This is a genomic window from Larkinella sp. (assembly GCF_965227735.1).
Classification (GTDB): domain Bacteria; phylum Bacteroidota; class Bacteroidia; order Cytophagales; family Spirosomataceae; genus Larkinella.
This window is the reverse complement of the sequence record NZ_OZ245776.1, coordinates 5,004,641-5,016,441: the sequence shown is the minus strand read 5'-3', so window position 1 is coordinate 5,016,441 and position 11,801 is coordinate 5,004,641. Positions and strand designations below refer to the sequence as shown.

Annotated in this window: 11 protein-coding genes; 8 read left to right on the top strand and 3 right to left on the bottom strand. The window is 53.1% G+C overall.

Features of this window, described 5'->3' with window-relative positions:
- Positions 1-65: 65 nt before the first annotated feature.
- The 4 genes from carB (at position 66) to ACO064_RS19555 (ending at position 4,094) form a co-directional block, all read left to right on the top strand.
- On the top strand, positions 66-2,960 hold the full coding sequence (gene carB / locus ACO064_RS19570) for a carbamoyl-phosphate synthase large subunit (protein WP_421828916.1): 2,895 nt from the start codon (positions 66-68) through the stop codon (positions 2,958-2,960).
- A 104-nt stretch (positions 2,961-3,064) separates the two neighbouring features.
- Positions 3,065-3,280 (top strand): hypothetical protein, encoded by a 216-nt coding sequence (locus tag ACO064_RS19565; protein ID WP_421828915.1) that lies wholly within the window; start codon positions 3,065-3,067, stop codon positions 3,278-3,280.
- 76 nt (positions 3,281-3,356) lie between these two features.
- Positions 3,357-3,791 (top strand): putative toxin-antitoxin system toxin component, PIN family, encoded by a 435-nt coding sequence (locus ACO064_RS19560; protein WP_421828914.1) that lies wholly within the window; start codon positions 3,357-3,359, stop codon positions 3,789-3,791.
- Positions 3,792-3,857: 66 nt separating this feature from the next.
- A complete protein-coding gene (locus tag ACO064_RS19555; RefSeq protein ID WP_114405469.1) occupies positions 3,858-4,094 on the top strand; it encodes a DUF4834 domain-containing protein in 237 nt (78 codons plus the stop codon).
- A 2-nt stretch (positions 4,095-4,096) separates the two neighbouring features.
- On the opposite strand, the gene ACO064_RS19550 is transcribed toward ACO064_RS19555, so the two are convergent.
- Together ACO064_RS19550 and ACO064_RS19545 are read right to left on the bottom strand one after the other, a co-directional pair.
- Positions 4,097-4,531: a hypothetical protein gene (locus ACO064_RS19550; RefSeq protein ID WP_421828913.1), complete on the bottom strand. Its 435-nt coding sequence runs from the start codon at positions 4,529-4,531 to the stop codon at positions 4,097-4,099.
- Positions 4,531-5,124, bottom strand: a complete 594-nt coding sequence (locus ACO064_RS19545; RefSeq protein WP_421828912.1) for a phosphoribosylglycinamide formyltransferase — start codon at positions 5,122-5,124, stop codon at positions 4,531-4,533. The genes ACO064_RS19550 and ACO064_RS19545 overlap by 1 nt, the downstream gene beginning before the upstream one ends.
- A 74-nt stretch (positions 5,125-5,198) precedes the next feature.
- Here ACO064_RS19545 and ACO064_RS19540 point away from each other — a divergent pair, with 74 nt between their 5' ends.
- Both ACO064_RS19540 and ACO064_RS19535 read left to right on the top strand, forming a co-directional pair.
- A complete protein-coding gene (locus ACO064_RS19540) occupies positions 5,199-5,825 on the top strand; it encodes an ABC transporter ATP-binding protein (protein ID WP_421828911.1) in 627 nt (208 codons plus the stop codon).
- Positions 5,826-5,831: 6 nt separating this feature from the next.
- Positions 5,832-7,070 (top strand): ABC transporter permease, encoded by a 1,239-nt coding sequence (locus tag ACO064_RS19535; protein WP_421828910.1) that lies wholly within the window; start codon positions 5,832-5,834, stop codon positions 7,068-7,070.
- Positions 7,071-7,122: 52 nt separating this feature from the next.
- Here ACO064_RS19535 and ACO064_RS19530 read toward each other — a convergent pair whose 3' ends face one another.
- Positions 7,123-8,055, bottom strand: a complete 933-nt coding sequence (locus tag ACO064_RS19530) for a sugar phosphate isomerase/epimerase family protein (RefSeq protein WP_421828909.1) — start codon at positions 8,053-8,055, stop codon at positions 7,123-7,125.
- Positions 8,056-8,251: 196 nt separating this feature from the next.
- Between ACO064_RS19530 and ACO064_RS19525 the strand changes: the two genes are divergently transcribed.
- Both ACO064_RS19525 and ACO064_RS19520 read left to right on the top strand, forming a co-directional pair.
- Positions 8,252-9,928 carry a M14 family metallopeptidase gene (locus ACO064_RS19525; RefSeq protein WP_421828908.1) on the top strand — a complete coding sequence of 559 codons (1,677 nt, stop codon included), beginning with the start codon at positions 8,252-8,254 and terminating at the stop codon, positions 9,926-9,928.
- Positions 9,929-10,023: 95 nt separating this feature from the next.
- Positions 10,024-11,775 carry a M14 family metallopeptidase gene (locus ACO064_RS19520; protein ID WP_421828907.1) on the top strand — a complete coding sequence of 584 codons (1,752 nt, stop codon included), beginning with the start codon at positions 10,024-10,026 and terminating at the stop codon, positions 11,773-11,775.
- Positions 11,776-11,801: the final 26 nt, after the last annotated feature.

Genomic DNA, 11,801 nt, shown 5'->3' with positions numbered 1-11,801 from the left:
ACACATTTTTCATCGGTTTGCCGTGGCAACGGTTGCCAGATTCATTATTCATTCGTCTCACTGTAATGCCCAAAGACTCCTCCATCCGTTCGATTCTCATTATCGGCTCCGGCCCTATTGTCATCGGTCAGGCCTGCGAATTCGACTATGCCGGTTCACAGGCCGCCCGTTCGCTGCGCGAAGAAGGCATCGAGGTATCGCTGATTAACTCGAATCCGGCCACGATCATGACCGATCCGATCAATGCCGATTACGTCTATCTGAAACCGCTTGAGAAAAAATCCATCGTCGAAATTCTCAAAAAGCATCAGGAAGAGGGTCACCCCATCGATGCGGTTTTACCGACCATGGGTGGCCAAACGGCCCTGAACTTAGCCATCGACTGCGATAAAGCCGGTGTCTGGAAAAAGTACGGCGTCCGCATCATTGGCGTGGATATCAAAGCCATCGAGACCACCGAAGACCGGGAGAAATTCCGGCTGAAAATGATCGAACTGGGGGTTGGCGTTTGCAAAGGACGCACGGCCCGTTCGTTTCTCGAAGGAAAAGAAATTGCTCAGGAAATCGGTTTTCCGCTCGTTATCCGGCCTTCCTATACCCTCGGCGGAACCGGGGGCGGTTTTGTTGACCTGCCGGAAGACTTCGATCAGGCACTCAACAACGGGCTGCACGCGTCGCCGGTGCATGAAGTGCTGGTTGAACAGAGCGTGATGGGCTGGAAAGAATATGAGCTGGAACTCCTTCGCGACGGGGCGGGCAACTTCATCATCATCTGCTCCATCGAGAACTTCGACCCGATGGGGATTCACACCGGCGACAGCATTACGGTGGCTCCGGCGATGACCCTGCCCGATACGCTCTACCAGCAAATGCGCGATCTGGCCATTAAAATGATGGACGGCATCGGGAAATTCGCCGGCGGCTGTAACGTGCAGTTTTCGGTCAACCCGGCCGACGATTCCATCATCGCCATCGAAATCAACCCGCGCGTGAGCCGGTCGTCGGCCCTGGCGTCGAAAGCAACCGGGTATCCGATTGCGAAAATCGCGGCCAAAATGGCGATTGGCTACAACCTGGACGAACTGATCAACCCGATCACCGGCTCGACTTCGGCGTTCTTCGAACCCGCTATCGATTACGTGATTGTGAAAGTGCCGCGCTGGAATTTCGACAAATTTCCGGGTGCCGACCGCTCGCTGGGTCTGCAAATGAAATCCGTGGGCGAAGCGATGGGCATTGGCCGCAATTTCCAGGAAGCCTTGCAGAAAGCCTGCCAGTCGCTCGAAATCCGGCGCAACGGCCTGGGTGCCGACGGCCGTGAACTGACCGACCAGGCCGCCCTGACCCAAAGCCTGGCGCACCCAAGCTGGAACCGCCTGTTCCATATCTACGACGCCTTCAAGATTGGCATGTCATTCAAAACCATCCAGAATCTGACCAAAATCGACAAATGGTTTTTATACCAGATTGAGGAACTGGTGGAACTGGAAAAGGAGATCGGAAAGTATGATCTGGACGATGTGCCGGCCGCTTTGATTCTGAAAGCCAAGCAGAAAGGCTATGCCGACCGCCAGTTGGCGCATTTGCTGGGGGTGAAGGAAAGCAAGATTTACGATTTTCGTCAGGAGCACAACATCCGGCGCGTCTTCAAATGCGTAGACACCTGTGCGGCTGAGTTTGAAGCCCGGACGCCCTATTACTACTCGACGTTTAACAGCCCGCAACTGCCCAGTGCCGGTGGCGATTTCCCCGAAACAGGGGCTCTACCCGTTGGTTTGCTAGCCGGAAATGAGTCGATCACAAGCGATCGCAAGAAAGTGGTGATCCTCGGTTCCGGCCCAAACCGCATCGGGCAAGGCATCGAGTTCGATTACTCGTGCGTACACGGCGTTCTGGCCGCCAAGGAGTGTGGTTATGAGACGATCATGATCAACTGTAATCCAGAAACCGTCTCGACCGACCCCGACATTGCCGATAAACTCTACTTTGAGCCGGTTTTCTGGGAACACGTCCACGCCATTATCATGCACGAAAATCCGGTGGGGGTCATTGTGCAGCTGGGGGGGCAGACGGCTTTGAAAATGGCCGAAAAACTGACGCGCTACGGCATTAAAATCATCGGAACGGATTACGAATCCCTCGATCTGGCCGAAGATCGCGGCCGTTTCTCGGCGCTGCTGCGGGATTACAACATTCCGTATCCGAAATTCGGAACGGTACGCGGTTCCGACGAGGCCGTCGAGCTGTCACGCGAACTGGGTTTTCCGCTTCTGGTGCGGCCCAGCTACGTTCTCGGGGGTCAGAGCATGAAAATCGTTTTGAACGAACAGGAACTGGAGCAACACGTCGTCAAAATTCTGCACGACATTCCCGACAACAATATTCTGCTCGATCACTTCCTTGAAAATGCCATTGAAGCCGAGGCCGACGCCATCTGCGATGGGGAGGACGTCTACATCATCGGGGTCATGGAGCACATCGAACCGGCCGGGATTCACTCGGGCGACTCCTACGCCGTATTGCCGACTTTCGACCTGAGTGACGCCGTCATCCAGCAAATCGAAGCCCACACCCGGACGATTGCCAAAGCGTTGAAAACCGTTGGACTGATCAACATTCAGTTTGCGGTAAAAGATGAAATGGTGTACATCATCGAAGCCAACCCCCGGGCGTCGCGGACAGTGCCGTTCATTTGCAAAGCCTATCAGGAACCGTATGTCAACTACGCGACGAAGGTGATGCTCGGCGAGAAAAAAGTGAAGGATTTTGACTTCAAACCGGTCAAAAAAGGCTATGCGATCAAAATACCGGTCTTCTCGTTCAACAAATTCCCGAATGTAAACAAGGAACTCGGCCCGGAAATGAAATCGACCGGTGAAGGCATTTACTTCATCGACGACCTCGAAGACGAGTTTTTCCAGAAAGTCTACTCCGAGCGGAATTTATATCTGAGCCGGTAATCGAATACTAATTACAAAACAGTTGAGCCGACCTATTCTGGGTTGACTCAACTGTTTTTTTGTTTTTTACGTTATGAAGTCGGATATTTATTAAAAAGAGAACCATGACAGTCCTGACCTTGTCGCTCGAAGAAAATGCTTTCAATGACTTACAGGAGAAGTCCAGGCAACTCAACTTATCCTCCGAAAAGTTAATTCAGAAGATTGTAGCCGACTATTTGTATCTGGAAAAAGTGAATCAGATTCGCAAGGAAATGAAAGGTGTTGTCCAAGAAGCAGGCTTTCAATCGGAAGAAGATATTTTCAGAGAGATTTCCTGAGTTTAACAAATAATTGCTTAGTTTTACACCAATCGGCTAAGGGGTAGTCGGTTTCCATTTCTAATTTAACTTTACCATGGAAACTCGCCCAAGCCTACTGGCTTCGACAGTCATTGTATTCGACACCAACGTCTTTATCTCTACCTTTGCCTTTCCCGGTTTCTCTGCCAAAGTCCACGATTTTTGCGCGGTAAATTTTCAACTATTCACTTCCGAATGGATTCTCAACGAGTTAGATGAAAAATTAGGTCTTCCCAAATTCCGCTGTTCTATCGAACGCCGTTCTGCCATTAATGAAATAATACGGATACGCCATCAAGTGGTTTTTCCTGACTCCGAGTTACCTACAGTTTGCCGTGATGCCGACGATAACCACATCCTGCAAGTAGCTCAGTATGTTAATGCGGACTTTATTATCACCGGCGACCGTGATCTGCTGGACCTGGTTACCTTTGAGAAGACCGAGATTTTGTCGCCACGCGAGTTTTATAATCGATATATTCAACAGTAGAGCAACTGTTTAATCCGCTTTTGCGTTATATCTTTATCTCATAACCCGAACACCCGGTCGTTCAGCATGATTTTTAAATTCTTATTCGTTCTTCTACTCCTGATCGCCTTTGTACCACCGGTACGACGGTTTTTCTTTTGGCTGCTGGTCGGCCGCCAACTTGCTAAAGAACAGCGTAAAGCCAATGAGCGTTTCAACCAGGGCGGTCGCGAAGGCGAGACCCGCGTTTATACGACTACGCCCGGTGCCACCGACTCCAAGCTGAAAGGGGGCGAATACGTGGATTACGACGAGGTAAAGTAACCTTACTGCCCCACTTCCCGTTCCTTCTGGTACTTCACGGCCATTCCCCGCATGGAATACCCATTGACGGTTGCCGAACTGTAGTATTGGTACCGAACGGCAATCAGCGCGTCGGCTCCCAGTTTTTTCGCCTGCATCGTTAAGCGCGCCAGCAGCAGTTCTTTTTGCTCGATGTTGTTGCCCCGTTTCACCATGCGCCCCTTGATCGGCTCCTGCTGCTGTTGGGTCAGCGGCACTTCTTCCTTGTATTCCAGCCATTCCATTTCTGTAAACGGCCGGTCAGGCTGCTGATTTTCGTAGAATACATCCACCGGATAATTGGGCGACATCGAAATCGGAATCGCCGGTCGAAAGCACCCCGCCAGACTCGCCATCAGGAAAATCAATCCCACGAAACCGCCCGGTCTAAACTTCAGTATTCGATATTCAGTATTCATTATTCGATATTCATTAACACCTTTTCCACCACTTCCGGATAATACCGGTGTTCGAGCACCTGCACTTTTCGGGCCACATCCTCCGGCGTATCAAATGGTTCGAGCGCGCAGGAAGCCTGAAAAATGATGTTTCCTTCGTCATACTGTTCATTCACGTAATGAATCGTGATGCCCGACTTCAGTTCACCAGCTTCAACCACGGCTTCATGCACGAAATGACCGTACATGCCTTTGCCGCCAAACTTTGGTAACAAAGCCGGATGAATATTGATCATCCGTTGAGGAAACGCCTGAACCAGGGCTTCCGGTATAAGCCACATAAAACCCGCCAGCACAATCAAATCAATCTCCTGTTTCTGAAGGAGTTCCACAATGCGATTGGTTTCGTAAAACGTCTTTCGGTCGAACACCAAAACCGGTATGTGTAGTTTCTGGTCGGGGCCAAAACCCCGGCGCGCCCGCTCAATGATCCCCGCTTTCGGGTTGTTGGTCAGGATCAACGTGACCTCGATGTCGGGATGATCCGTCAAATACCCGGCAATTTTCTCCGCGTTGGAGCCGGAGCCGGAGGCAAAAATGGCAATTCGCTTCATGGATTGATCAAAATGGAACGCAATAACGCTACAAACCTACGTATCTTTCGAAAAAAATTGATGATATTAGCCGTATGCTTCAATCGCATCAACTGACCTTTTCGTACGCACCGACCAAACGATTCGCCTTTCCGGACATCCGTTGTAACGACCGCGAAGCGGTTTTGATTCTGGGAAAATCCGGTACGGGCAAAACCACGCTGCTACACTTGCTGGCGTTACTCCTTCGACCGGAGAACGGCTCGGTGACCATCGACCAGACCGATCTGACCCAACTCCCTCCAGCCAAAACCGCTACCTTCCGGGCCGCTCATGTGGGTATAATCTACCAGAAACCGCATTTCGTCAGCGCACTTTCGGTAATGGACAACCTTCTGCTGGCCAATTATTTAGCCAAAAACCCGCAGGACAAAAACCGCGCCCGCGAACTGGCCGCGCATCTGGGCTTTGCCGAACACCTGAACAAGAAAACCCACCAGATGAGTCAGGGCGAACAGCAACGGGTGAGCATTGCGCGGGCCGTTATGAACAAACCGGGGGTCATTCTGGCCGACGAACCCACCTCCAGTCTCGACGACGTCAACTGCGCCCGGGTAGTGGCCTTGCTGCGCGAACAATCCGAACAAATTGGGGCCAGTCTGATCGTGGTGACGCACGACCAGCGACTGAAAGACGAATTTTCGAATCAGGTGATTCTATAGAAACGTATGAATCTTTTTAAAATAAGCTGGGCCAATCTGAAAGATAAACCGCTCAGCAGTTTTCTGAGTGGTTTGCTGATGACGCTGGGCATCACGATCATTTCACTGTTACTGCTGCTGAACAAGCAGTTGGACGAGCAGTTTTCCCGTAACGTCAAAGGCATCGACATGGTGCTGGGCGCGAAAGGCAGCCCGCTGCAACTGATTCTGTCGAGCATCTACCAGATCGATTCGCCGACGGGCAACATTCCGCTGGAAGATGCCGAACGGCTGACCCGCAACCCGATGATCAAAACCGCCATTCCGCTTTCGATGGGCGATAGTTACAAAACCTTCCGGATCGTCGGTACGAACAAAAAATACGTCGATCATTTTGAAGCCACCGTCGACCAGGGCGCGCTTTTTCAGAAAGACCTGGAAGTGACCATTGGCGCCCGCGTGGCCGAAACGACCGGTCTGAAACTAGGCGATACTTTCGCCGGTTCGCACGGGCTGGACGGCAATGGCGAAGAACACGGCGAGACGAAATACAAGGTCGTCGGTATTTTCAACCCCAGCAACAGCGTCATCGATCAACTGATTCTCACCCCTTTGTCGAGCGTTTGGGCGATTCATGAGCACCACGAAGAACACGAGGGCGAGGAACATGATCACGAGGGTGAAGCACACGCCGACGAAGATCCTGATCACGAAGCCGAAGCACCCCGCGAAATTACCAGCATGCTGGTGAAGTTCCGGAATCCAATGGGCATGATGGTGGCCCGTGGCATCAACGACAACTCCAAACTGCTGGCGGCTCTGCCCGCCATCGAAATCAACCGCCTGTTCGATTTGCTGGGCATTGGCGTCGATACGCTGCGCGGGCTGGCGGTGGCCATCATGCTCATCGCGGGCATCAGCGTATTTGTGTCGCTTTACAATTCGCTGAAAGAACGCAAGTACGAAATGGCGCTGATGCTTTCGATGGGTGCTGGCCGGACACAACTCTTCGGCATGTTGCTACTGGAAGGACTGACGCTTTCTCTGATCGGTTTCCTGTTAGGGCTGGTTCTCAGCCGCATCGGTTTACTGCTGTTCTCGATGCGCGCCGAACGCAATTTCCATTACAGCCTGAACAACCTGAGCATCCTGCCCGAAGAATGGCTGGTGCTGGGCGTCGCCGTCCTGATCGGGATCATTGCCGCAGCACTCCCGGCTTTGGGCGTCTACCGGATGAATATTTCGCAAACGCTGGCGGAGGAATGATCGGTTTACGGTTTTTAAGTATACGGTTTACCGAAAACTGTAAACCGGCAAACTAACTCCCAAAAACCGCCTTCACCTCTTTTAAATCCTGCCGGTGGGCGGTCAGCGCGTCCATCGTGTTGGGCGATTGCTTTTCGATGCATTGCTCCAACACCAGATGCGGGCGGATTCCGAGGTTTTTTAGCTCTTTGGCCAGACGCGGGTAATCGATATCGCCGTCGCCGAAGGTTTCCGCCCAAACACCGTTTTTCGACTGGCGGAGGTGCAGTTCCGTGATGCGTTTTCCGTAGAGTTTCACAATGTCGAACAAAGCGACCTGCGAGTTGCCCGAACCACGGTAAATCCAGTGTACGTCCAGACAAAGCGACACATTTTTGGGATCGGTTCCCAGCATCATGTGGTGAAATTCGCGGGCTGCATTGCGCATTTCGACGTCGTGCGTATGGTACGACAGCGTCATGCCCCGCTTCCGGAGTTCGGCCCCGAGCCGGTCCAGGTTGGCGGCCTGTGTGGCTAAGTCCGCATCGGTTTTGTCCTCCCCACTCCCCCACTTGATCGGGCTGGGATTGGTCACCACCAGCCGCACCCCCAGCGGACGGGCCGCATCCGCAATGGCCGTCACCGTTGCCAGCGTTTTATCGGCTTCATCAGCTTTGTGCAAAGTGCTGTTGACGTACAGCGAATGCATCTCCAGCTTGTGTTTTGTTAGCAAGGGCGCCAGCTTCCGGATTTCGTCTGCTGACGTAATCGACGGCTCATACCCGACAATACCCGATTTGGCAAAATCGGCCAGCGACGCATCCAAATCCGCCGACCAGTTGCGGCCCTGCCGTTGATAAAACGTGTGCCAGGTATACTGGTTGCAGGCAATCTGCGGTCGCCCGGCGGCAGCGGTTTTGGCTTCGGCCACAGCGGTTTTGGTCAACGGAAGCAGCGCGGCCAAACCGGCCAGAGACTGTAAAAAAGTACGACGATCTGCGTTCATGGGTTTAGGGCGAAAACCCTGTCAGCGGTCGGAGACCCTGACAGCGGTTAAACTTTTGGTTTCTTTGAGAAGAATATTGCGGTAACTTTTTCACCGCTGTCAGCGGTCGAAGACCCTGACGGGGTTAAAAAGTTACCGCAAATTATCTAAATTTAACGCTTCGCTCCATCTTTCAAAATTTGTTTACCCGTTTTTCATGAAACACCGTTTTCTCCCGGCCGGGCTGGCGGGCGTTCTGAGTTGCTTTGCGGTCTTTTTCCAGGCCGTTGCGCAAACACCACCTGCTGGATCATATCCCTCTTCTGCTCAACTTTCAACCCGATTAAAAGCCCTGACCAGCCGCTACGGCGCATTGACCAACCTACAGTCCATCGGCAAATCACGCGAAGGAAAAGACGTCTGGCTACTGACGGTCGGGCGTAGAGCGGCAGCCCAAAAACCGGCCATTGCCATCGTTGCCGGAGTTCACGGGGCGCATCTGGCTGGTACGGAACTGGCCGTTCAACTCGCCGAAAAACTGCTGGCGGCTTCCGGTCAGGATAGCGTGGCCCGGTTGCTCGATAGCAAGACGTTTTATATTTTCCCCAGCATCAATCCCGACGCCCAGGAACAATTTGTGGCCAAACTGCGCTACGAACGAACCGGCAACGGTGCCGACACGGACGACGACCGCGACGGTCGGCTGAACGAAGACCCTTTTGAAGACCTGAACAAAGACGGTTTGATCACGCAAATCCGCGTAGAAGACCCGACCGGCACGTTTGTTTCCAGCAAAGACGACCCGCGCGTGCTGGTGAAAGCCGACCCGGCAAAGTCTGAAACGGGTCGTTATCTGGTGATCTCGGAAGGAACCGACAACGATAAAGACGGCGTGTTCAACGAAGACGGCGCGGGTGGAGTCGCATTGGACAAAAATTTCACCTTCGATTATCCGTTCTTCACGCCGGGTTCGGGCGAGATGCCGGTGTCGGAACCGGAAAACCGGGCCTTGCTCGATTTTCTGTACAAAGCCCCCAACATCTACGCGGTTTTCACCTTCGGGCCGTACAACAACCTTTCGGAAGCGCCGAAATTCGACCGAACCAAAACCGCCCGGCGAATCGTCACCGGTATTCTGGAAAAAGACGCCCCCGTCGGCGATCAGGTTTCGAAGCTCTACAACAGCCAGACAGCCTTGAAAGATGCGCCACCGATGCCGCCCACCAAAGGCAATTTTGCCCAAACCGCCTATTACCACTACGGGCGGTTTAGTTTCTCGACACCGGGCTGGTGGACACCCAAAGCCACTGCTTCGTCAGATACAACGAAGGGAAAAGCCGCTGCAAAACCGTCGGACAACGACGATGTGAAGTTTCTGAAATGGGCCGATGCCAACAACGTCCGCGAGGTGTTTGTCAACTGGCAACCCATCGAACACCCCGACTTTCCGGGCCGGAAAGCAGAAGTGGGCGGTATCGCTCCGTTTGCCAAACTAAATCCGCCGGTTTCGTTCCTGAACGACATCGCCGACAAACACCTGAAATTCATGACGGCTTTTGTCCGCCAGATGCCGGTAATCGACGTGGTAAACCTGCGAACGGAATCGCTTTCGGGCGGACTGACGCGGGTCACGGCGCAGGTCATCAACCGGGGTTTGCTGCCGACCGGTTCCGAGATTGGTGACCGGGTGCGGTTTGTTCCGAAAATGAAAATTGAACTGCGAACCGGCAACGGCCAAACCGTGGTGTCGGGCCGGAAGCGGATTCTGCGCAGTCCGATGGCGGCTGGCGAGTCAATGGAAGTCACGTTCCTCGTCTCCGGCACGGGCCGCGCCACCCTCGAAGCTGGCAACGCCATGACCGGCACTAAATCAATCGACATCACCCTTAAATAAACCCTGATCAACTCTGATGTTCTCTGATCAACTCTGATTAATAGTGTTTCACAGAGTTGATCAGAGAACATCAGAGGTAATCAGAGAAAATTTTTATGAAAAAGATATTCTTTCTTTTCCTAACAGGAATTCCTCTCGCTCTCTTCGCGCAGCAGAAACCGGCGCAGAACGACGATCTGACGGGTTTACGGGCCGTGGGGTCTCCCGCCAATCCGAAAGTGCCGATGCGGTGGAATCACTACAACGACTACGCCGGGATTACGAAGTTTTGCCAGGATATGGCCAAAGCCCACCCGAATCTGGTGAAGCTCGAATCGATGGGCAAAACGTTTCAGGGCCGCGATTTGTGGGTGCTGGTGGTGAGTGATTTCAAAACCGGCAACGTGGAGCGCAAACCCGGTTTTTACATCGACGGCAACATTCACTCCAACGAGTTGCAGGGGTCGGAAATCGCGATGTATACGGCCTGGTATCTGGCCGAGAATTTTGGCACCATCGAGTTTACGACCCAGTTGCTGAAAGACAAGGTGTTTTACATCGCGCCCAGCATCAACCTCGACGCGCGGGAAGACTTCATCAAAAATCCCAACAACCCCAACTCACCCCGCTCGGGGTTGATGCCGTTCGACGACGACGGCGATGGCGAGATCGATGAAGACAAATACGACGATCTGGATGGCGACGGCAACATCGTGCTGATGCGCCGAAAAACCCCGCTGGGCCGTATGAAACAGGACCCCAACGACCCAACGCGCATGATTCCGGCCAAGCCCGAAGAACCGGGTGAATACGAACTATTGGGCTACGAAGGCATCGACAACGATGGCGACGGACAGGTGAACGAAGATGTGGCCGGACGCTACGACCCCAACCGCGACTGGGGCTGGGGCTGGCAACCCGATTACATTCAGGGCGGGGCGCTGTTTTATCCGGGTACCTTGCCCGAAACGCAGGCCATCAAGAAATACGTCATCGCCCACCCGAACATCGCTGGTGCCCAGAGCTATCACAACTACGGCGGGATGATGCTGCGCGGACCGGGTGCGGAAGAAGATCAGCAATATTACAATCCGAGTGACATTGCGGTGTATGACGTGATCGGGCGAACGGGCGAAAAAATCATTCCCGGCTACAATTATTACGTGATTTACAAGGATTTGTATACAGTTTATGGTGGCGAAATCGACTGGTTTGCGTTGGGCCGTGGCGTTTTCACGTTCTCGAACGAGCTGATGTCGTCGTATCTGTTGTTCCGGCAAAAACCGGGAGAAAGCAACCGGTTTCAGAACGATGAGTTCAATCAGTTTGGGAAATATCTGCTGTTCGATGACGCGTATGTGGCCTGGAAACCGTTCAAACACCCGCAGTATGGCGACATCGAAATTGGCGGCCCCAAGAAGAATTACATCCGGAATCACCCCGGTTTTATGCTGGAAGAAGACGCCCACCGGAACATGTCGTTCACGCTTTTCCACGCCCATCAGACGCCGAAACTGGACGTTCAGGCCATCACCACAAAACCGCTCGGCAACGGCCTGACGGAAGTGACGGCCACCGTCGTGAACCAGCGCGTGATTCCCACGCACTCCTCGCACGACATCCGGTTTAAAATTGAACGGCCCGATTACATCACGCTGAAAGGAGCCACGCCACTGGCGGCCATGATTGTCGAAAATGCCGATCTGAATATCACAAAAGAGCAGAAAAACAACCCCGCAACGATCGAGGTGCCGAACATTCCGGGCATGGGGTACGTGAAAGTCCGCTGGATCGTGAAAGGCAGTGGTGGCAAATACACGGTTTCGGTCGACAGCCGGAAGGGTGGCGTGGTGGAGAAGACGCTGTGACGGTATCGACGTTCCGTTAACTCAAT

Coding starts and splice junctions, on each gene's coding strand:
- carB (WP_421828916.1), top strand. CDS start 66: ATGCCCAAAGACTCCTCCATCCGTTCGATTCTCATTATCGGCTCCGGC.
- ACO064_RS19565 (WP_421828915.1), top strand. CDS start 3,065: ATGACAGTCCTGACCTTGTCGCTCGAAGAAAATGCTTTCAATGACTTA.
- ACO064_RS19560 (WP_421828914.1), top strand. CDS start 3,357: ATGGAAACTCGCCCAAGCCTACTGGCTTCGACAGTCATTGTATTCGAC.
- ACO064_RS19555 (WP_114405469.1), top strand. CDS start 3,858: ATGATTTTTAAATTCTTATTCGTTCTTCTACTCCTGATCGCCTTTGTA.
- ACO064_RS19550 (WP_421828913.1), bottom strand. CDS start 4,531: ATGAATACTGAATATCGAATACTGAAGTTTAGACCGGGCGGTTTCGTG.
- ACO064_RS19545 (WP_421828912.1), bottom strand. CDS start 5,124: ATGAAGCGAATTGCCATTTTTGCCTCCGGCTCCGGCTCCAACGCGGAG.
- ACO064_RS19540 (WP_421828911.1), top strand. CDS start 5,199: ATGCTTCAATCGCATCAACTGACCTTTTCGTACGCACCGACCAAACGA.
- ACO064_RS19535 (WP_421828910.1), top strand. CDS start 5,832: ATGAATCTTTTTAAAATAAGCTGGGCCAATCTGAAAGATAAACCGCTC.
- ACO064_RS19530 (WP_421828909.1), bottom strand. CDS start 8,055: ATGAACGCAGATCGTCGTACTTTTTTACAGTCTCTGGCCGGTTTGGCC.
- ACO064_RS19525 (WP_421828908.1), top strand. CDS start 8,252: ATGAAACACCGTTTTCTCCCGGCCGGGCTGGCGGGCGTTCTGAGTTGC.
- ACO064_RS19520 (WP_421828907.1), top strand. CDS start 10,024: ATGAAAAAGATATTCTTTCTTTTCCTAACAGGAATTCCTCTCGCTCTC.